At 42.6% G+C, this 21870-nt stretch carries 16 protein-coding genes, 1 tRNA gene and 2 pseudogenes; 7 read left to right on the plus strand and 12 right to left on the minus strand.

Translation table 11 applies throughout. The annotated features are described in order from the left end of the window. Both cobN and RMY16_RS08505 read left to right on the plus strand, forming a co-directional pair. Positions 1-3533 (plus strand): cobaltochelatase subunit CobN (cobN, locus tag RMY16_RS08500; RefSeq protein ID WP_322736016.1); only part of this gene is annotated, 3533 nt, incomplete at its 5' end. A 9-nt stretch (positions 3534-3542) separates the two neighbouring features. Next, the gene (locus tag RMY16_RS08505) at positions 3543-4673 is read left to right on the plus strand and encodes a peptidoglycan-binding protein (protein WP_322736017.1); all 1131 of its coding nucleotides are present in this window, start codon (positions 3543-3545) and stop codon (positions 4671-4673) included. A 131-nt stretch (positions 4674-4804) separates the two neighbouring features. Here the strand turns inward: RMY16_RS08505 and RMY16_RS08510 are convergent, their stop codons facing one another. From RMY16_RS08510 to lipA, 4 genes are all read right to left on the minus strand, one after another. Continuing rightward, positions 4805-5260 carry a Fur family transcriptional regulator gene (locus RMY16_RS08510; RefSeq protein ID WP_012407750.1) on the minus strand — a complete coding sequence of 152 codons (456 nt, stop codon included), beginning with the start codon at positions 5258-5260 and terminating at the stop codon, positions 4805-4807. A 463-nt stretch (positions 5261-5723) separates the two neighbouring features. Next, a complete protein-coding gene (gene sigC / locus RMY16_RS08515; protein WP_289799195.1) occupies positions 5724-6977 on the minus strand; it encodes an RNA polymerase sigma factor SigC in 1254 nt (417 codons plus the stop codon). Between the two features lie 704 nt (positions 6978-7681). Further along, the gene (locus RMY16_RS08520) at positions 7682-8617 is read right to left on the minus strand and encodes an NAD(P)H-dependent glycerol-3-phosphate dehydrogenase (RefSeq protein ID WP_322736097.1); all 936 of its coding nucleotides are present in this window, start codon (positions 8615-8617) and stop codon (positions 7682-7684) included. Positions 8618-8641: 24 nt separating this feature from the next. Continuing rightward, positions 8642-9526, minus strand: a complete 885-nt coding sequence (lipA, locus tag RMY16_RS08525; RefSeq protein WP_322736018.1) for a lipoyl synthase — start codon at positions 9524-9526, stop codon at positions 8642-8644. Between the two features lie 136 nt (positions 9527-9662). Here lipA and RMY16_RS08530 point away from each other — a divergent pair. Continuing rightward, a tRNA-Pro gene (locus tag RMY16_RS08530) sits at positions 9663-9736 on the plus strand. A 541-nt stretch (positions 9737-10277) separates the two neighbouring features. On the opposite strand, the gene RMY16_RS08535 is transcribed toward RMY16_RS08530, so the two are convergent. Together RMY16_RS08535 and RMY16_RS08540 are read right to left on the minus strand one after the other, a co-directional pair. Beyond that, positions 10278-11045, minus strand: coding sequence for a circadian clock KaiB family protein (locus RMY16_RS08535; protein ID WP_322736019.1), 768 nt, complete (start codon positions 11043-11045; stop codon positions 10278-10280). A 205-nt stretch (positions 11046-11250) separates the two neighbouring features. Then, positions 11251-12534, minus strand: a complete 1284-nt coding sequence (locus tag RMY16_RS08540) for a type IV pilus twitching motility protein PilT (RefSeq protein ID WP_322736020.1) — start codon at positions 12532-12534, stop codon at positions 11251-11253. Positions 12535-13266: 732 nt separating this feature from the next. Here RMY16_RS08540 and RMY16_RS08545 point away from each other — a divergent pair. Then, the gene (locus tag RMY16_RS08545; RefSeq protein ID WP_094349008.1) at positions 13267-13638 is read left to right on the plus strand and encodes a hypothetical protein; all 372 of its coding nucleotides are present in this window, start codon (positions 13267-13269) and stop codon (positions 13636-13638) included. A 702-nt stretch (positions 13639-14340) separates the two neighbouring features. Here the strand turns inward: RMY16_RS08545 and RMY16_RS08550 are convergent. The 5 genes and pseudogenes from RMY16_RS08550 to RMY16_RS08570 all read right to left on the minus strand — a co-directional run. Continuing rightward, positions 14341-14464 (minus strand): annotated as a pseudogene (locus tag RMY16_RS08550) (IS701 family transposase); the annotation flags it as partial. Beyond that, positions 14459-14719 (minus strand): annotated as a pseudogene (locus tag RMY16_RS08555) (IS701 family transposase); the annotation flags it as partial. The pseudogenes RMY16_RS08550 and RMY16_RS08555, both read right to left, overlap by 6 nt. A 252-nt stretch (positions 14720-14971) precedes the next feature. Then, positions 14972-15181 carry a DUF4351 domain-containing protein gene (locus tag RMY16_RS08560; protein ID WP_322736021.1) on the minus strand — a complete coding sequence of 70 codons (210 nt, stop codon included), beginning with the start codon at positions 15179-15181 and terminating at the stop codon, positions 14972-14974. Positions 15182-15188: 7 nt separating this feature from the next. Beyond that, a complete protein-coding gene (locus RMY16_RS08565; protein WP_322736022.1) occupies positions 15189-15992 on the minus strand; it encodes an Rpn family recombination-promoting nuclease/putative transposase in 804 nt (267 codons plus the stop codon). Between the two features lie 407 nt (positions 15993-16399). Continuing rightward, a complete protein-coding gene (locus tag RMY16_RS08570) occupies positions 16400-17272 on the minus strand; it encodes an S-methyl-5'-thioadenosine phosphorylase (RefSeq protein WP_322736023.1) in 873 nt (290 codons plus the stop codon). Between the two features lie 442 nt (positions 17273-17714). Between RMY16_RS08570 and RMY16_RS08575 the strand changes: the two genes are divergently transcribed. Next, the gene (locus RMY16_RS08575; RefSeq protein ID WP_322667823.1) at positions 17715-18842 is read left to right on the plus strand and encodes a metallophosphoesterase family protein; all 1128 of its coding nucleotides are present in this window, start codon (positions 17715-17717) and stop codon (positions 18840-18842) included. Between the two features lie 59 nt (positions 18843-18901). On the opposite strand, the gene RMY16_RS08580 is transcribed toward RMY16_RS08575, so the two are convergent. After that, a complete protein-coding gene (locus RMY16_RS08580; RefSeq protein ID WP_322736024.1) occupies positions 18902-20134 on the minus strand; it encodes an FIST signal transduction protein in 1233 nt (410 codons plus the stop codon). 374 nt (positions 20135-20508) lie between these two features. On the opposite strand from RMY16_RS08580, the gene RMY16_RS08585 reads away from it, so the two are divergent. Beyond that, positions 20509-20754, plus strand: a complete 246-nt coding sequence (locus RMY16_RS08585) for a Calvin cycle protein CP12 (protein ID WP_322667825.1) — start codon at positions 20509-20511, stop codon at positions 20752-20754. A gap of 487 nt (positions 20755-21241) precedes the next feature. Then, positions 21242-21838: a DUF3177 family protein gene (locus RMY16_RS08590; protein ID WP_322736025.1), complete on the plus strand. Its 597-nt coding sequence runs from the start codon at positions 21242-21244 to the stop codon at positions 21836-21838. The last annotated feature ends 32 nt before the right edge of the window (positions 21839-21870 follow it).

The raw sequence follows: 21870 nt of genomic DNA on the forward strand, positions 1-21870 counted from the left end.
AATCCACCTCAGAACTCCGTTCATCCACCTTTGAACTGGATGAATCCACCTCAGAACTCCGTTCATCCACCTCTGAACTGGATGAATCCACCTCAGAACTCCGTTCATCCACCTTTGAACCGGATGAATCCACCTCAGATACTCGTTCATCTACCTTTGAACCTCAAATTTCCCAATCCCCAATCTCCAAAATCGGCATCCTTTTCTACCGCGCTCATTATTTAGCGGGGAATACTAAAGTAATTGATGCTTTATGCGAAGCTTTGGTAGAGAAAAATTTACAACCAGTGCCAGTATTTGTTTCTTCATTACGTGAACCAGATGTGCAAGTTGAGTTGAGTGAATTTTTTCAACCTAAAGAAGCCGAATCAATCGCTGTGCTGCTAAATACCACTAGTTTTTCTCTAGCACGCTTGGAAAGCGAAACACCCCAAACCGAACTTTGGCAAAAATTAGATGTGCCTGTGTTGCAGGTAATCCTCAGTGGCGGCTCGATTGAGCAGTGGGAGTCACAGTTTCAAGGGCTTTCTCCCCGCGATATTGGGATGAATGTGGCGCTACCAGAAGTAGATGGGCGGATTATTACTCGTGCTGTGTCTTTTAAAGCATTGCAAACTCGTAATCCCCATTTAGAGACAGATGTGGTAATTTATGAACCAGTGAGCGATCGCATCAAATTCGTTGCTAAACTAGCAGCAAATTGGGCGCGTCTTCGTTCCAAACCATCCCAAGAACGTCGAATTGCCCTGATTCTGGCAAACTACCCCAACCGCAATGGCCGCCTTGCCAATGGTGTAGGACTCGACACCCCAGCTAGTTGTGTACAAATCCTGCAAGCTTTACATCAAGCTGGGTATGAAGTAGAAAATCCACCTGCTCAAGGAGATGAGTTGATTCAACGGCTGACAGATGGCGTAACCAACGATCCAGAAGGTAGAGAATCGCTTCCGGTACACCAAAGTGTTTCTTGGGAAGAATACCAAGAATATTTCGCTTCATTAGCGCCAGCAGTGCAGCAAGGTATTAGTGAAAGGTGGGGAAATTTAGAGCAGGAAAGCAATCAAGAATTATTCCCCTCTGCCCCCCGGTCACTGAGCGTAGCCGAAGTGCTGCCCCCCTGCCCCCCCGCCTCTATCCCCGTTCCCGGAATTCAACTCGGCAACGTCTTTGTGGGAATTCAGCCAGCAAGGGGTTATGATAATGACCCCAGTTTGAATTATCATGCGCCGGATTTAGAACCAACTCATGCTTATTTAGCTTTCTACTATTGGGTTAGAGAAACTTTTGGTGCTGATGCTGTAGTTCATGTAGGGAAACACGGAAATCTAGAATGGCTACCAGGTAAAAGTGTGGCTTTATCGAGTAATTGTTATCCAGAAGTGGCTTTTGGCGCACTTCCCCACCTGTACCCGTTTATTGTCAACGATCCTGGCGAAGGTTCCCAAGCCAAACGTCGCGCTCAAGCGGTGATTATAGATCACCTAACACCGCCAATGACTCGCGCGGAACTCTACGGTTCTTTGCAACAGTTAGAAAATTTAATTGATGAGTATTATGAAGCCGACAGTTTAGATCCTTCGCGTTTACCAGTGATTCGCGATCGCATCCACGAACTGGTAATCAAAGAAAATCTCCATCTAGATTTAGGAATCCAAAATGAAACAGAAATTTTTAAGTCTGAATCTTTAATTTTGAATTCTATCGGTGGCTATCTGTGTGAATTGAAAGAAGCCCAAATCCGCGACGGGTTACACATTTTCGGGCAATGTCCCCAAGGAAGGCAGTTGCGAGATTTAATAGTAGCGATCGCTCGCATCCCCAATCGCCATTCTTCAGGTATTACCCGTGCGATCGCTCAAGATTGGGGACTAGATTTCGACCCTCTCACAGCCGATTTGTCAATGCCTAGTGGTGAATACTCAATAGTCAATGGCACAGAATGCCGCACCCTCGGTGATATCGTCGAAGTCCTAGAAGAACACGCCGCTCTCCTAGTAGAACAACAACTAATAAATCAAAATTCTTCTTGTAGAGACGCGATGAATCGCGTCTTAGCTGGAGAGGGAGACGCAACGAATCGCGTCTCTACCTGGATACACGATCGCCTACTCCCAGCTTTACAAAAAACCCACGAAGAAATCACCCATTTATTACACGGACTCGATGGCGGATATGTCCCAAGTGCCCCATCTGGCGCACCCACGCGCGGCCGCCCAGAAGTTCTACCAACAGGGAGAAACTTTTATTCTGTCGATATTCGCGCCATTCCCACCGAAACCGCTTGGGATATCGGTAGAAAAGCTGCTGAAACTCTCGTTGAATATTACACTCAAGAGCATGGCGAGTATCCCAGAACACTAGGCTTATCAATGTGGGGAACAGCCACCATGAGAACAGGCGGTGATGATATAGCCGAAGCCTTAGCTTTACTCGGAGTCCAACCTGTGTGGGATGGTGCAGCACGGCGAGTAGTAGATTTTGAAATTTTGCCCTTAACAATTTTGGGGCGTCCCCGTGTAGATGTCACCTTGCGAATTTCGGGATTCTTCCGAGATGCTTTTCCCAACTTAATTGACTTATTCGATCAAGCAGTATCAGCAGTAGCAGACTTGAATGAACCGCCAGAACAAAATCCCTTAGCAGATGCAGTTCGCCAAGAGACTGAATTGTGGACAAGCCAAGGATTAACTTTAGAAGAAGCAGTGGTGCGATCGCGCTATCGTATCTTTGGTTCTCGCCCAGGTGCTTACGGCGCCGGACTCCAAGGTTTAATCGAATCCCAAAACTGGACAGATGACGAAGATTTAGCCCGTGCCTACATTAACTGGAGTTCTTACGCCTATTCTTCGGGAGCAGGGGAGCAGGGGAGCAGAGGAGCAGAAATTCTTCCTAACTCCCAATCCCCAATCCCTACTCCTAACTCCTCACTCCTAACTCCTAACTCCCCACTCCCCTCCCCCGAAGCCTTCGAGCAACGTTTGTCTCAAATGCAAATTGTCCTGCACAATCAAGATAACCGCGAACACGATCTACTCGATTCTGATGATTATTACCAATTTCAGGGTGGCTTAACAGCAGCGGTGCGTTCTCTACAGGGAAAAAATCCCCAAACCTATTTTGGAGATAATTCTATACCTGCACAACCACGTGTTCGTCAACTGAAAGAAGAAATTGCACGAGTGTATCGTTCTCGCGTAGTTAATCCCAAGTGGATTGCAGGAGTAATGCGCCACGGATACAAGGGAGCCTTTGAAATGGCGGCGACAGTAGATTATCTATTTGCCTACGATGCAACCGCAAAATGTGCTGAAGATTATATGTATCAAGGTATAGTAGATGCTTATTTACTTGATCCAGTTGTTGTAGAATTTATTCAGCAAAAAAACCCTTACGCACTGCGTGATATTGCTGAAAAATTATTAGAAGCACACAAGCGCAATTTATGGGAGGATGTAAATATAGGAACATTAGAAGCTTTGAGGAACCTAGTACATCAAGCTGAAGCAGTTATCGAAGAAAAATCAATGGTGTAGGAAACAAATATGGAAAATCTTGCGTATTTGCACCTAGCTTTCGCCTACGAAGACAGCACACCCAGTGAATTGGTCTCCCTCAGTTCCTTGTTTAAGGACGCAGCTGCACCAGACTGGAAAAGGCTTTCAGGTAGGGCTTGGAAGTATATGTTGCCCCTTGCTCTGTCTTTATCTATTCTTGGCGCCCTCAGCAGCGTCATGGCACTAGAAAAAGGCGATCAAGGCCCTTCTGTCAGAAATCTACAACAAAAGTTGAGAACAGCAGGTTTTTACCAATCTTCTGTTACCCAAGTATATGACGCACCCACACAAGAAGCTGTGCGGCGCTTCCAAAAGGCCGCTGGCTTACCAGTGGATGGCATTGTTGGAGCAAGCACTCTGCAAAAATTAGAAAGTTGGCAGGCCAAAAAGGCCACAACTAGGACTACACAAGCTCAAAGAACCGCTGCTGTAGGCGCACAAGCCAAAAAGTCCAGCACTGATAGTTCAGCCACCAGCAAACGCCGCAATCCTAACTACCTTGCTAAAGGGGATGAAGGTGAAGATGTCAGAGCTTTGCAAGAACGGTTAAGAGTCGCAGGCTTTTATTACGGAAACGCCACAGGCATATTTGGCCCAATTACCGAAGAAGCTGTCAAACGGTTCCAAGATTCTTACAAATTAAGCGTTGACGGTGTTGTTGGCCCAGCAACATTAGGTAAATTGCCGGGAGTAGGCATCGGTGATGGAGAAGAGGCTCCCAAAAAGGTAGTCAATCGAGACAAACTTCGTGTAGGCGATCGCGGTGAGCCAGTTAGAATTGTTCAAGAACAATTGATCCAGGCTGGATATTTAGAGGGAGAGCCAAATGGCTACTATGGTCCCTATACTGCTGATGCTGTGAAGAGATTTCAGGCAGCTAATTTCTTAGCAGCAAGTGGTGTTGCTGGCCCAACTACACGAGCTAAGTTATATAGCTCAGTTAATACTGCTAGCAAAAGCGAATTTAATACCTTAGAAATTCAAACCCGACTACGGGAGCGGGGTTTTTATAAAGGCAAGCTCAATGGTGTGATGGCAGATGACACCAAAAAAGCGATTAAACAAGCCCAAGAATTCTACGGGATTAGTCTTAAGGATCTTAAGAGCGGACGCTTTTAACATCCGCTTTGGTGTCGTTAGTATCAGTTCCCAACTGGTTGCTTGCCTCCAGTAACAGCAAATTACGAACTGCTCAGATTCCATTTATTTGGTAAATTTGAGTAGTTTCGTCTTATTTATCCACCCAAGTGCTAAAGCGGCATCAGCGCTCGTTGGCACTTGGGACACACTGCATGGATGGTCATTTGACAATCTAAGAGGTGAAAACCTTCTTTTTGAGCGGTTTTTGACCCAATTTTTAAAATTGAATCATTTTTAAACTCAATAGTTGAGTTGCATCGAACACAAATTAAGTGATGATGGTGATGAGGATAGGGCTGGTTGATCTCATAATGCTTATGTCCCTCGCCCAGTTCTAATTCCCGTAAAATTCCCATCCTTGCCATCAACTTCAAAGTCCGATAAATAGTTGACAGACTGATCCCTTCACCATCAGTTTCGAGCCGATGATAAAGATCCTCCGCACTCAGATGTTCACCTTGCGGAAGTTCTTGAAAAATGTGTAAAATTGTTTCGCGCTGGGGAGTTAATCGCCAGCCTCGTTCGTTCAGTTCTGCCTTGAGTGAAGTAGTTGTGTAGACAGTCATACTAATAGTTCTCAACAAAGCTTGTTAGTTGAGAATATAACAAATCTTGGGAGCAATTTGCAACAATCATTGCCTATTGAGAATTCTTACTAAATATTTAAGAACAATTCATCAAATCTTGAGCAAAATTCAAGTAATCAGCTGTAGTGCATTTAATTTGCATACAGCTAATATTTAGGATACTTGTAACGATTGCATCCCTTGACTTTGGATTTTGCATAAGTTAAATTTGAATTCTTAGTTGCTCCCCACCTTCAAGATATCTGAGCAAAGATTGGGGAAAACTTTTATACAGCTTAATGCTAATTATTTGCTGTAAGCCGATAAGAGGCTTTTGACCTATGAATAAAATCACTCTTTTGTTCCTAGTCATTTGTCAAGTGTAGTTTTCTAATGACAAATGACTAATACTTCGGCTTCTCTACGAGACGCTACGCGAACGCTCAGTACAAGTGACAAATGACTAACTTAGAGACTCCAAATAGTCGCGGATGAGGTTGCGGCGCTTGGGTTGACGTAGCTTTTGCAAAGCCTTAGATTCAATTTGGCGGACTCGTTCGCGCGATAAGTCAAGAGCGCGACCAATTTCTGCTAAAGAATAAGGATGACCATCTGCCAAACCAAACCGCATCAGAATTACATCGCGCTCCCGGCTAGTCAAATCTGACAGCAGATGATGCAAATCTCTTTGTAAAGATTCTCGCATTAACATCTCTTCTGGAGTTACACTGTCAGTTTCGAGTAATTCGCCTAACTCAGTGTCTTTATCTTTTCCTACCTTGGTTTCCAAAGAAACGGAGCGAGGAACCCGCAACAAAACTTCTCGCACTTGAGTTGGTGTCATCTCTAACTCTGTTGCTAAATCTTCTAGAGTTGGGGTGCGACCTTTTTCTTGAGCAATTTTGCGTTGAGCCTTTTTGATTTTGTTTAACTTTTCGGTGATGTGAACCGGTAGGCGAATCGTGCGACTAGAAGTAGCGATCGCCCGTGTAATACCCTGACGAATCCACCAGTAAGCATAGGTACTAAAGCGATAACCCTTAGTTGGGTCAAATTTTTCTACAGCTCGCTCCAAACCTAATGTACCTTCTTGGACTAAATCCAATAATTCCAAACCACGATTTTGATACTTCTTAGCAACAGACACAACTAAGCGAAGATTCGCCTTAATCATGTGTTCTTTTGCTTGGAGTCCTTGGGACTGAACTTGCTCCAACTCTTCTACAGTCAACTTGGCGATTTCAGCCCAGCGACGTTTGCCATTTGCCAAAGTCGGCCTAAGATCGGATAAAACTATATCAGCAGTAGCAGCCCATCTTTCCAAAGACGGCCGATGTCCCAGTTCCGAAGTAAGACGTTCTTGAACTTCAACTAACCGAAGATAGGGCGTAATCACTTCATCCCCTTCCTTGGCGGCCTTAGCAAGTACTATCCGCATCCGCAAGTAGCGTTGGACTTTTTGAGCTTCTGAAACCTCTTCATCGCGCCCCAACAAGCGAACCCGACCAATTTCTTGAAGATATAGACGTACTAGGTCTGTACTCCGACGGTTGGTACTAGCAGCAGCAAAGTTAGCATTGTCAACAGAAGCTAGCTCTAGCTCCTGTAAATCATCTACCGATAACTCACTGTCATCAACCGTGAGATCCGAGTCCAAAGCCTGGCTAGACTTTTTGGTGTTGTAGGGGGCGTCTGCATAAAAAGATGTTGCTGGCATAAGATCGTCTCAATGGCTCCAGGTAACAATAGATTTCGGTCAGCTTAGATTACGGTCAGCTATTCAACTGTTGCTATTGTTCCCGCGATTAACGATGAACTAACATGGTTGAACGTTCCCTTACAATTTTTTTAGAAATTAACTGTAAGGGTTTTATTGGATACAGGATTACTGAACTTAATCGGCTGCTAAACTTTTGATTAAACCAATAGCTATTTAAATCCACAGCTAGGTTTGCAATATTTCAACTACTTAGTTAATATTTCAACCTTGATGGTTTTTTGATAGTAACTTTTGTAACACAGTATAAACATCCTTCAGTGAATGTCATCTTTATAATTGGCATAGTCACATTTACATGGCTGCAAAAGTAATATCCTGACGATTTGTCAATTTTTTCTCAGGATTATTCAGGTATAAGTAGAACTAATAGATATTGAGGAAGTGATTAGCATTAACAGCAAAAATTCTCTCGACACGGAGATAGAAAATGCGGATAAATTATCAAACACCCTCTCCGTGTACCTGCGTCGTCTTGTATGTGAGTATTGACGTGCCAATTTCAACTTGACAGACTACTAACTAGTAGCCCATCAAGCTAAGGAAAGCCTGGTATGTAGTAAGCACTTCAGTGCTTAATATAAGGACTAAAGTCCTTACTACAAACTTATTTACGCAGCATAGTTGACTTAATAAACCACTAACTAGTAGTTGTACTCTGGCTTGATATCTCGCAACATCAGTTCATCAAGTGCTTGTCCGGGTGTGATTTCGCCTTGAAGTAACCGATAAACTTGCTCGGTAATTGGAACTGCGATGTTTTGTTGCTTGGCTCGTTGCATCAAAACTCGGCAAGTATTCACTCCTTCAGCAGTTCCTTGTAAATTTGCGAGAGTTTCTGTAAGTGACTTACCGCCAGCTAGCTGATAGCCGACTTGGTAATTGCGACTTAAGGGACTATTGCACGTTGCTAACAAATCTCCTAGACCCGATAAACCATAAAATGTTTCCGTCTTTGCACCCCAGTTGTTGCCGATGCGAACCATTTCTGTAAGTCCACGGGTAACTAAAGCAGCTTTGGCATTGGTTCCCAGCTGTAAACCATCGCACACACCAGCTGCGATCGCAATCACATTTTTCAGTGTTCCTCCCAGTTCTACCCCCAAGGGATCGGGATTCGTATATACCCGGAAACGATGAGAAGAAAATACTAACTGCACTACTTCCGCAGCCGTGGGAATATTACTGGCTACCACGCTGGCTGCTGGTAATTCCATTTGAATTTCTTTTGATAAATTAGGCCCAGACAAAACAACTACTGGATGGTTAGGGAATGTTGTCTGCCAAATTTGTGACGGCGTGCAGGTAGTTTGAGGATCTAAGCCTTTCGTCGCTGTCACAAAAATTGTCTCTGGAGAAAGGGGGAAAGACTGGACTTGGGAAGCAACATCTCTCACACCAATCATCGAGATAGCAGACAGGACTATTTGGACATCTTTTAAAACTACTTGAAGACTTTGGGAACCTTGACGCGACCACACACGCACCTGATGACCATTCGCTGTGGCGAGATTTGCTAGAGATGCACCCCAAGCACCTGCACCCAGAATTGCAACGGAAAGTTTTGTGTTGGAGTACATCTGCTCACTCATAACTCCTAATTTCTAACTCCTAACTTTTGAGCGTGGGTAACGTTCCATCAACTCCCTAACTTGTTCTGCATGATATGAGCTTCTTGTCAATGGTGAAGAAACAACTTGTAAAAATCCGATTTCTTCACCGAATGCCTTCCAGTCAGCAAATTGTTCTGGATTGACAAATTCGTTTACCTGCAAGTGTTTTTGACTGGGTTGGAGATATTGCCCAATGGTCAAAATGTCGCAATCGACAGTTCGCAAGTCTTGCATAACTTGGCGAATTTCTGCGTCAGTTTCACCGAGTCCAACCATGATGCCAGATTTGGTGTATGTGCTAGGAGAAAGTTGACGAGTGCGTTGCAATAATTCTAATGTGCGATCATAGTTTCCTTGGGGACGCACCCGGCGATATAGGCGTGGAACAGTTTCGGTATTGTGGTTTAATACTTCTGGTGCAGCCTCTAGAATTAACTCTAGAGCATTCCAATTACCGCATAAGTCAGGAATTAGCACCTCAATTGTGGTGTTGGGTGAAACAGAGTTAACTGCATCAATACACGCCATAAACTGAGATGCACCACCATCAAGCAAGTCATCTCGATTTACAGAAGTGATTACTACATGATTAAGGTTCAGGCGGCGAACAGCTTCCGCCAGTCGTGTAGGTTCTGTGGGGTCTAGTGGTTTGGGTTTTTTCTCAAAATCAATATCGCAATAGGGACAAGCGCGTGTACAAGCGGGGCCCATAATCAAAAACGTGGCAGTCCCAGCGTTGAAGCATTCACCAATATTCGGACAGGACGCTTCCTCGCAAACTGTATTGAGGGCTAAATCCCGCAAAATTTCTTTAACGTTACCGATGCGTTCACGCTGAGGTGCTTTCACCCGCAACCAGTCTGGTTTTACAGTCACAATCCGCTTTTACCACTAGAGTTATACAAATTTAATCCTAGCAAGCAAAGCCTTTAGTGAAGCGATCGTATATAGATGTAATTCTGCTATTTGGCACAGATTATGATATTCTTGATTTACAATGCCATTTTTATGGCGGGATGTGGCGCAGCTTGGTAGCGCACTTCGTTCGGGACGAAGGGGCCGCTGGTTCGAATCCAGTCATCCCGATTTGTTTTGTAGAGCGACAAATTATTTGTCAAATGCTCTCCTATGAACTTAAATATAGCTGACTTTCTTTGAGTTTAAGCAGTACTGCCCGAAGTCGTGTATTTAGAGGTTTCAATCCCTAATAGGGATTTTAGCTAATTGCTATCGGACAACAATTGGAACACTTGGCGGAATTTAGAAGTTTCAATCCTTAATAGGGATTTTAGTTGATTGCGATGTGAGTTCCGCTTTTGAATCGTTGACCAAGTTGTTTCAATCCCTAATAGGGATTTTAGTTGATTGCGATCGCAGGCGTCTGAAAGCCCTGTCTTATTTGGTTTTCAAGGTTCAATAGCGCGAATGCGAAAATCATAACATAAGGACTCGGAATTGTGCTAACCATAAATAGCTGAAAGTCAGTTTATATAAGGTGCGCGGATGGTTTTAAGATGCTGCACAACTTTCAAAGTCTTGCAGATACGGCAATCTAGCCATTTTTGTCCTAACCCCTTTACCAACACCTACCCATTCGCGCATTTAGCAAAAAAACTAGTCTAATTACTTAAAAGTTTTCCTTAGCAGCTAACATCTGTAAAATCTTTTCTACATGATCCAACTCTCCAACGATGCGCCGAATTGGATGAGGCCAAACCTTGACAAGGGTAGGAGTTGCAGAAACCTGATTTAGTTCTGCTTGTTCTGGATGACTTAAAACATCAATTACCTTCAGAGTATAAGGGTGTCCGAGCGATCGCTCTAACAATTCGTGTAAATTTTGCAGAATGCGTTCAGTAGAACTGCTATGTCCGGCAACAAATAAGCGGAGAACATAGCCTTGTGTGATGGCTTCTTTTTTTTGTACTATTACTGGTTGGTGATATTTTGGTACAGGTTCAGAAAGGTCTAGACGGACAATTAAATCGTGATCCTCCCAAAGCTGCCCAAATGACGAACGATAGGTTGTTAATACCATGCGATCGCACAATCCTTCTTGCCAAGGAGCTGCTTGCCATACTAATTCCCCTGTGCCAAAAACAGCATTAAGCAAAGTTTGGTGCCTAATTACAGCCGGATAAGCTTCAGCAAAAGTTCGCACTTGTTGAGTGCGCGGATCTAACCAATTGTCAATAGTTGCAGTATAACAAGGCACTAGAAAGTGTGGTGGCTCTGGTAAATCTAGGATTTCTTGCAAAGCCGAGCACAAATGCAAATGCCATCGACCTTGCTTGCTAGGGTCGATGCAGTAAATTAAATCTCCTCCAGGTGTAAATAGCGCAATGCCTTTAAATAGCTGGGGTGTAGATAGTTTATTTGTCGTCAAGTTATTCACAGAGGTTAGGGAACTAAAAGTAAAAATTCTCTCTTTTACCTTTTACCTTAGCTATAACCTCAACCAGGATTGCAAAGATATTTGGGATTTGGGTACTGGGAGATGAGGGAACGGGGGGAGCAGAGGAGAGAAGGGGAACAAGAGAGACTTGTCTCCCCCCTCTTCCTTGTCTACCTTGTCTCTTCTCCATGCCCAATGCCCAATCTTAAACTCGACCTCGGAGAAACTGCGCCATTTCGTTAGGAGTTGGTGACATTTCCAAAGCAGTTTCTTCGGTGATTCGTCCGTCTTGATAGAGATTGAGCAGTGACTGATTCATCGTAATCATGCCGTCAAAGCCGGCTTGTTTCATCAGTTCGCCAATTTCATCATACTTACCATCTTTGATCCATTCTTTAATCGCCTCAGTATTGATCAGCACATCGTGGAAGGCAGCCCGCTTACCGTCAGTTGTGCGACACAAACCTTGAGCAATTACTGCCACTAAAGACTCAGAAATTGCCACCCGCATTGCATCCTGCTCATCACCAGAATAGAGGTTGAGAATCCGCTCAATGGTTTTGACCGCACTATTGGTGTGCAGGGTTCCCATGACTAAGTGACCTGTCTGAGCGGCTTTTAGGGCGGTGTTAACTGTTTCCTTGTCCCGCATTTCCCCTACCAGAATCAAATCTGGGTCTTCCCGCAAGGCTGCTTTCAAAGCGTTGTCAAATTTCCGGGTATGCATTCCCACTTCCCGCTGTTTGACTAAAGACTTGCGGCTTTGATGAACAAATTCTATCGGGTCTTCAATGGTGATGATATGCTTGGCCATCTCCTTATTGATGTAGTCAATCATCGCTGCCATTGTGGTGGACTTACCAGAACCAGTGGGCCCTGTCACCAGAATTAAACCTTTATGGTGATGACATATATCCCGAAAAACTGGAGGTAATCTCAACTGTTCCATAGTTAAGATTTTTAGCGGAATCAACCGCAACACCATTGCAGGCCCTTTGAGGGAGCCAAAAACATTTATCCGCACGCGAGCAAATTCGTACTGAGTTGCTCCGTCAAATTCTAAGGATTCTTCAAAGCGCTGAATTTCTCCCTCACTCATCACCTCCCGCAACCAACTCATAAAAGTTTCTTTATCTGTTTCTGGATAATCTCCTGATTGAATTTCTCCTCGGCTGCGGAAGCGGGGTGGTTCACCTACACCCAAGTGCAAGTCAGAATATCCCTGATCGTAAGCTTCTCTGATTAACTTCTCCAAAGTTACTTCTGGATTGTTGTTTTGAGGGCGAACTGAATTAGGTATTGGCGGTGGACTACCCGGACGATGACCTGAAACAGGCGGATTAGTGCCCCTATCCATTGACATATCGAGTGTTTGTGTCATCTGCCGCTGCGTACTAAAGGTTGGCGTTGGCGGTGGTGGTGGCGGCATTGGTGGCAAATTACGTGCGGCAGCAGAGTTAGAATTTAAGGGAGACTGTGATTCTGTCATATATCTTCACATTTGGCAGTTAATAAAGTTGAATTAACGAGAAGTAAAGTCACTTGCTTTGATGACTTTTGGAGAATGCTTGTCTGCAAGCCTTAGCGGTGATAGAAGGCGATTGAAACTCTAGAACCACGGTCAATCTATTTCATCCACCTCAATTGGTATCTTTTATTTCCTAAAATTTCACTACTCAGAATATTTAGATAGATTATTTAACCCATCTAAACTGGTTTAACACACGTAAGGACTTAAAAGACCTCAGTAAATACACATTGATTAAAAAGTATTTTTTAATGCTTTGATTTTAAAGTAAATATTCTCATGACTTAGATGAGAAATTTATCTCAAGTCTGGGCATGAATTGCCAGCAATTAACAGTACAAATACTGGGCAGTTCATTTATTCAGCCCGTCTAGGAATTATGAGAAAGACTACTAATTTTTATAAGAAATGTTAAGTTGAGTAGGGGCAAGATGCTGGGGATCGAGGTTGAAAGGTGATACCTTTTAGGTTCTATACCTGAAGGTAGATGCAGCAAACAAGTTTTTTTAATAGATATAAACTTGACTTTATATCCATAATTACAAAAAACTAACTGTGAACTTTAGTAAACAAATGCTCATTTTTCCAATTAGTTTTTATATACTGGATTTCACTGAAACAATTCAGTTTGCTCGTGAAAAGCGAGAAATTACTGAAATTAAAATTTGTTGTGTATTTTTGGGAGGAAAAGTCATGGTTTCTGCTCAAAGCTCTAATCAAGGAAAGACCTACTCCTTGTTGATGATTAAAAGCTTTTTAATATGGACTTTTACATTAGCAGTATGTTTGTTGGTTGTGGGTTTTCCACTAGTTGTCTTAATGGCTACGGTCGGATGTCTGTTGTCGATTATCTTGCAATCTGTGATGCCTGTTAGTGCAGTTTTGCTTGTAGCAGGCGCTCTAATAATGTTTAATGTCATGGCAGTTGTATTGGCTGCGGGTGTGCTAACTGTTAAGGGAGTTCATCCTAGTGAAGTTAAATGGTTAAGCTGGCTGCATGGAGAGGCAGACCAAATGCAGGCTACTGTTTACGCTGCTTGCCCTCTAACTTGTGAAATTAAATAGTTATTACAGGTTAATAAGACAAACAGTGCGTCTGCCCGGTTAAGCCGGGTTTTTTCATGGTTTTTATAATTTGAACTTTTAAATAGTCATTACAGTTAATTAGAGGATATTTGAAAAATCATGATTGATGTATCAAATATTTTTACCCCACCCTAACCCTCCCCTTATAAAGGGTAGGGAACCGGATTTTCTTGTTTGCCCCTTTATAAGGAGGGATTAAGGGGGGTAATAATTCGATTAAAATCACAACATACCACATTTTCAAACATCCTTTTAGATAAACAATACATTTGCCCGGTTAAGCGGTTTTTTTTATATCTTGTGTGATTTATCTATTAATATTTATGGTTTATGTAATCCCTCTTTTGTTACTTTAGGAAAAGAAAAATTAGCAAGAAATTCAACTAGCTATAGGGAAACTGACTGGACTCGCCCGAAAATTATTCATGAAGTTAATTAATTTCAAAAAGCAACGTTTCAGGCCAGGAATATTAAATACTGTGAGCCAAGGTTGAATCAAACAGTAAAAAATATAGGGTTGAATAATCAATCTCAGGTTATTTAAGGCACTCTTCCATGTAGTGCCAGACTCCCAATAAGGATGTTGGCTATAGTGAAGAAGATTAGATTCAGTGTGTGACGAAAATTCTGAAGTAGATGTTGTGCTTGATTGTTGATTAAGCTGAAAGTAGGTGGCTTGAACGCTGACTAAAAGATAGGCGCTAAAAATTATTTCCCACCAGCGTTCAATACTTTCATAATCAGTCAAACGAAAATCAGCCCAACCCAGTTCGTTTTTGACTTGTTTAAAACCATATGTTAACCACAGCCTAATTTCTCTTAACTTTTTGATATCCCACTGCGCATCTCTCAAAAAATGATGTAGTGTTTGGCTATCCTTTAGCCCCACTGTTTTAGCTATTTCTGGCAGAGATTTTCGTGAAATTTCTGAAAGTATTCTCAAATGTAAAAATTTGAAAGCTTCAAAATGCCTCACATCCTCAAATACTGAATAATAGTGTTGGCAATAGTTATCTATGAAAGCAACTGTGTTTACTGCCTGTCTACGCGGTGTAACCATTCCTGTTACTTACTTTTTCCAGCTTGCCTCCTGATTATACTCTCCCCGTAGTAACAAAAGAGGGATAAGTAGATAAACAAAAATATTTACAGCCATTACGATTGCCATGCTTCGCTCGCAATGACAACTAATTACCTGAACTTGGGATAATGCGAGCCTGTATAATTTTATGATGATGGTGCGTCACTAAATAGCCTGTCATAGCGATCGCTCTTGCTCTAAGAAATTGTGATCGCTCTTGCATCACTAACCTTAATTTTGCGCCAACCAAGCTTCTAAATCGGTTAAACCCGAAAAATCAAGTAAAGCCTCAGTCAAATCATCCAACTGTGTTGAATCTAAAGCTTGAATTTTCAATAATTGTGCAGGTGGAACAGTTCCAACCTTACGGCGAAGTAATCGCATAACAATCGATAAAGCTTTTTCCTGCTGAATATCCTGATAAATTACAGACTCACGCATAGCATTACTAACCTTGATTTTGCGCTAACCAAGCTTCTAAATCGGTTAAACTCGAAAAATCAAGTAAAGCGTCTGCTAAATCATCCAACTGTGTTGAGTTTAAAGCTTGAATTTTCAATAGCTGTGCAGGTGGAACAGTTCCGACTTTACGGCGAAGTAATCGCATAACAATCGATAAAGCTCCTTCCTGCAAAATATCCTGGTAAATTACAGACTCGCGCATAGGATCACTCCGTAATAACCTTTTAATCAGTTCCTTGTTTAATACTAGCCCAGCTAACACTGCCGTTGACGCAGCAATATTACTTTGTGTTCGAGTGTCGTTTATTTGCTCGATAGCTTCTGCAACTTGTTGTAATGTTCGCGTTTTATCCTCAGTTTGACTGAGGGTTGCGAACGGTAACAAGCCAGGAGTATTTAAAAATATCTCGCTGGGTTGTTCCCAAAGACGAATAACTCCAAATTCATGACGGGTATTTTCTAAAACAAAAGCTGTTTGTTGGACTAATTCGGATGTGGTGGGTTGCAGGTAAATGACAACTTGATGCATCCGCTTTCGGGGAAATCTGCGATACACTCTTAAGCGATAATCAGTCATCCGAAAGGGAATTTCGGCTTTTGCTTCGGTTTGGAATTCGATATGCAGGACAATTTCATCTGACTGTAACAGAATTAACGCATCTGCTCGAATCGGTTCGAGGGATAATTCTGATGGACTGAGTTGGGTGAGTGCAATAGATTCACCAAGTAACCAAGTAGCGAAATCGGCTGAATATGACTCTGCTAAAAAGCGACAGACGTTATCAAACATAGACAGGTATTATATCAGCGAGGTCTTGTCTGTCACAAAGAGATTTTAGTAATGAGCGATATCAACGACGGGCTACGCCTACGCCCAAAATTGAAATAAAGCGATCGCCCGTATGATTTTATGATGATAGTGCGGTGTCTACAATGGGCTATTCGGTGACGCCCTATCATTTGCTAGACACAAGGAACAAGCAAAGCTTTATAACAAAAATCATGAGTTTGTCAACAAAAATCACGAGTTTGTCAATGAAAATCACGAGTTTGTCAATGAAAATCATGAGTTTGGTGACGACAGCTTATATATTTACGTGCGTAGGCGTAGCCCGTCGTAGACATCGCTCTTGCTGTAATCTGATAAATTGCATTACCGAACAGCCCGTCATAAACATCGCCCATTCATCACCAACACTACAAATACTTCTGCAACAATAACCCTAACTTTTCCTTCGTCGCTGCTGGTGCTTTATCCAACTGAGTCAAAATCGCATACTGCAACGCCGAATGCGCCTCACTGGTTGGCGGATTTTCACTCAAGCGCCGCACAGTTTCTTGAATCACCTTTTGAGCATTCACAGCATTCCGCAGCAAATTGCCAATTACCAATTCCACCGTTACACTGTCATGGTCTGGATGCCAACAATCATAATCTGTCACCAGCGCTAAGGTTGCATAAGCTATTTCCGCTTCCCTTGCCAACTTCGCCTCTGGTAAATTTGTCATCCCAATGATTATTGCACCCCAACTGCGGTAAAGATTCGATTCCGCTTTAGTGGAAAAAGCTGGCCCTTCCATGCACACATAAGTACCGCCGCGATGGAGAGTAACTTCTGGTAAATTGAGAGATGCGATCGCATCTGCCAATACAGCAGCCAAGTTCTTACAAATCGGATCGGCAAAGGCAATGTGAGCAACAATTCCCTCACCAAAAAATGTTGAAATTCGATTTTTCGTTCTGTCAATAAACTGATCTGGCACCACCATATCAAGTGGTTTCGCCTCTTCTTTCAAGGAACCCACAGCACTAGCTGAAATTAAATACTTCACACCCAATTGCTTCATCGCATAGATATTAGCGCGAAACGGTAACTCAGAGGGTAACAGCGTGTGATTGCGCCCATGACGCGCTAAAAAAGCTACTCGTGTACCATCCAAAGTCCCCAGAATCAAAGCATCAGATGGTGAACCAAAAGGAGTCTCGACTCGCACCTCTTCGACATCTTTGAGGGCATCCATTTTGTAAAGACCGCTACCACCAATAATCCCAATACTAGCTTGAGCCATGATTCTGAACCTGTTTTTTGCTAATCTGCTCAGTTATTTTATCGAAAAGGGGAGTAGCAGAAAACAAAGCGATGTCTACGATGAGATATGCGTAGGCGTAGCCCTTCGGCTGCGCTCAGGAACCACCCGTCGTAGACATCGCATTTCATGCCGCTAACACTATTGAATTATTACCCATTCATTATTTATTCAGGTACAGATAGCAGCAATGCCCAATTATTCGAGCATTAATTAATAATTTTTAGCAATCAAATTTCCGATAATTTTTGGAAATTAAATGCTTCTGATTAACCCTTAAGTCAATTGTCACCATAGTGTATAATCGATGCTTTGTGTATACAAATGTTAATTAAAGACACTCCTACGCACGGAAACAAAGCAAGCGTTATACTTTTGGAAAAAGGCTTATTTTAATCCCTGCTTTTAACATTTTCATAAATCAATGACTCTCAATTTTCGCTTTGCGGTAGTCAGCGACTTACACCTGGCACTTCCTCACACAATCTGGGATCACCCTAGCCGCTTTCATCTGGTAGAAGTAAGTATCTCAGCATTTAAAAGTGTACTAGAACATTTAACACAACTCGATTTAGATTTCTTGTTGTTGCCAGGAGATTTAACCCAGCACGGCGAACCAGAGAATCACGCCTGGTTGCAACAATGTCTAGCCCAGCTACCTTTTCCCGTCTATGTTGTTCCTGGCAATCATGACGTTCCTGTGCTGTTAGCCGATCAGCAATCAATTGCTTTTGCGGATTTTCCCTACTATTACACGAAGTTTGGCTATGACGATCCCCAGCAAATGTACTACATTCGTCAATTGCTGCCTGGAGTTAAGCTGATTGGACTGAATTCTAATTCCTTTAATGATCAGGGGGAGCAGGTAGGGTCTTTGGATGCCAAACAGCTACGGTGGCTAGAAGAGGCACTGGCGGCATCTGGTGATGAATTAGTTTTGGTGATGGTGCATCATAATGTGGTGGAGCATTTGCCCAATCAATCGAACCATCCACTAGCAAATCGTTATATGTTGTCCAATTCAGCAGAACTATTGCAGCTGCTGAGGCGCTACGGAGTCAAGCTAGTGTTTACTGGGCATTTGCACGTTCAGGATATTGCTTACTCTGATGGAGTATACGATATTACCACTGGCTCTTTAGTGAGCTATCCTCACCCTTACCGAGTGCTAGAGTTTCATCGGGATAACCAAGGTAAAGAATCGTTGCAAATTTTATCCCATCGTGTAGAGTCAGTGCCTGAGTTTCCCGACTTGCAACACTCATCGCGACAGTGGATGGGCGATCGCTCTTTTCCTTTCCTAATCAAGCTACTAACTCACTCTCCGTTAAACTTACCGTTATCACAGGCAAAAAAAATAGCTCCTGGTTTGCGCGATTTCTGGGCAACTATTGCCGATGGGGATGCAGTGTTAGATTACCCTCATTTTCCCCCAGAAGTGCGGCGCTATATTCAGACATATAGTGCATCACAGTCTAACTCAGCGATCGCCACTGCTGGAAATTTGACAATGATTGATAATAACAGCACACTTTTGCTGAATAGGAGTTAGAAGGTGATCATCACTCAGCACTCAGCACTCAGCACTCAGCACTCAGCACTCAGCACTCATTACTGATTTTGGCGACAAATTCCAAATGCTGAAGTGTAGGCGTGTAAAAAGGTTCTGCCACCAACAGGGCCGATTTCACCGCCACAGAAAAAACCACCTACAGGAATATCGTTGAGGTAGCGCTGAAATAGTTCAGAATCGAAGTTGGGTTTACCATAAAGTCCTTCGCCTCGTCCCAGACAAGAAAACATTAAAGCAGCTACAGCAGAGGGTTCAGATTCTCGTTGATGTTGATAACTTTGGAGGAGTAATTCTAGGTCTTCAGCAGAGGCTTGGGCATCGCGGAGGTGGAATTGCAGCCTTTGTCCAGGACGAACGCGATCGCCAATTGCGATCGCCCCAGCATTTGGATCGACCCCAAGAATACCACGTATTAAAAAGTCTCCTTGCTGTAAAGCTAGCTTGAATTCATCCATTGCCACACCAACAAAGAGAGAATGCTGTGCTAAAATCCTTTCTTGTTCGCTGAGACTAGCAATCAAATCTCGCAATACTACTAAAGGTACTTTCTCATCTAACTCTAAAATGATATTGCGATCGGCTTTTGTAACTTGTAATGGCTTGCCAATTGGTCGGCATCCTTGGGCGACAATCGTTTCCAAAACAATATTGCCAGTCAAAGCTATACCAACAGTGCCTTCACGATACAAGTTTTGCTGTTCCTCACCATTAGTATCATTACAAAAAAGGGCAACACGGCCACCCATACCTCCACCACTAGCCTGTCCTCCCACGATCGTCGATCCTGGATAAGCAAAATCCAGTCCCTGCAACAAATCGTTGATTCCAGAGGCGAAAGAACTCGACAGCAAGATGAACTGCGGTGTCGGTGATGATGGTACACCGATCAAATCAAGCCAAGCATCTGGTGAACTGTCTAAATCAGGTAATTCTTCAGCAGCAATATGAAAAACTTGAATCTTTACTCCTGGAAGGTGTGCTAAAGTCAAGCTAATAGCTGGTTCAGCTTCCAATTCTTGGGTTTCTCCGGTTACTGTCGTCCCAATTACACCACCACCACTACAGCCAATTAGCACAGGCACAGAAAGTTTTTCAGCTAACAAGGGTAAGAGTCGGGAATACTCACTCGCAAAAGCAGACGAAATGAATACCAGTCCTAGATCCGCAGGTGCTGTTAACGATGAAACAGCTCGTTCTACCACATCTGTAACAGCGGCTTCCAGAGAATGACGGGTTGATAGGGCATTTGCCCACTGCATTTGGTCTGCCATGAGTTTTGAGCTTCTTTCTCTTTTTAGGCTAGTAGATTTTGACTTTTTATTTTGGGAAGAATTGCATCTTACAAGAATTGATGCCAGCCCTTTGTCTCCTCCATCCCAAGAAGCTGGGGTTGTCATTCCCTAATATAGGCATCTAAATATATTGTATGATTATTTATCTATGCTACTAATTCCACAAAATCTTAAAAAATAAAGGTAAATGTACTATAGATACGGTAGCTTGCTGTATTGGTTATAAATCAATAAGCTAAAACACTAACTTATGATCGACTAAATGGTTAGAATGGTTATTAATCAAGCGAAAAACTGCCATTTCTGAACATTTTCTATACTAGTATTAACAACACACAACGAGACTAAAGCTAATGACCAACATCCAAGAAACAGCAAAAGGCGACATCCAAGAGAAAATCCAAGAAGAAGTGGAACAAGCGCGTACTGTCTGTGATATTAACGGTAGCAACTCACCAGAGTGTGCTGCTGCTTGGGATGCAGTAGAAGAATTGCAAGCCGAAGCTTCGCACAAACGCCAAAGCAAGCCAAAAAATTCTCTAGAACAGTATTGTGATGACAATCCAGAAGCAATTGAATGCCGGGTTTACGACGACTAGAAATTGAGGTAACTGGATTTTCTGTTGTTTGGTGAGCAAATAACCAGCATTGAATAAAGAAGACGCCTAGAGTGGAGGACGTGGGAACTCACTAATGCCCTCCACTCGCAAGCGTTTTTCTTAAAACTACCGATTTTAGCCGTGGAAACAAAAAATAAATTCCTTATTTGAATCAATAGGCTTCTTCCAAAGGGATAAGTTGCGATTTTCATAAATTAAACAACCAATTAATTGGCACTAGGGGCGTACAGATGTACGCCCCTATAAATTTATTTTTTTTAATACTCGTGACTTCTAGTCATCCGAGGTTCAATAAACTATTATCAAGAAGAATTCAGGATGAATTGGAGTTTCACTGACTCCTGAATAAAAGGGTTTAATACCCCTGCCTTATTTAGCAGTCTACAATCAGGTAAGAGTATAAAATCACACTTGATTGATTATTTGGACTCCTGACTTCTTTTTTATCTATTGTTTGAGAAAAAATATGGACTATGATATTTGGTTTCGACCTTTCGTCTGGATTGATTACCGACTGGCAGTATTATTCCTAGTAATTATTCCGTTAATTCTTCTAATTTGGGCATTTGTACAAAAAGCAGAAGGCATACAACGCTTATTGGCTATATACTGGCGAGTATCAAGCTTGGTGGCAATCACGATTTACTTAATGATTGCCCAGTATCCAGTTAGCTTTATCTCTGGATTAATAGCTCAGATTTTGATCCCCATTTCGTTGTGGTTCTGGGTAGATATCAACGATGAAATTGAGTATCAAACCAGTGGCGCTTTGAAATTGATTTTTACTTCTTGGCGCTGGGCCACAACTGTTTATTGTTTTTTGGGCGCACTAGCATTTATACCTTTTTTGGGTTGTGCTTTTTCTGGCAATATGCTTAAGACTCCCTATTGTCGTGTCTGGTTTGAGGCTCCGTTACTATTCAAAGAATATTTTCATGCTAACAGTAAGGCTGAGTTCTTAGGTTTTCTTGGCATAACTAGTTTAGTAATTTATGTGCTTTATTTAAGCTATTTTGTCCTTATTAAGCTGGGCAAACAGGGACGCTCGGCTACACCACAGTAACCCTCGCTGTGCCACTTTACTTTTACTATTAA

The sequence above is a fragment of the Nostoc sp. DedQUE12b genome (genome assembly GCF_034530835.1).
In the GTDB taxonomy this organism is placed as follows: domain Bacteria; phylum Cyanobacteriota; class Cyanobacteriia; order Cyanobacteriales; family Nostocaceae; genus Nostoc.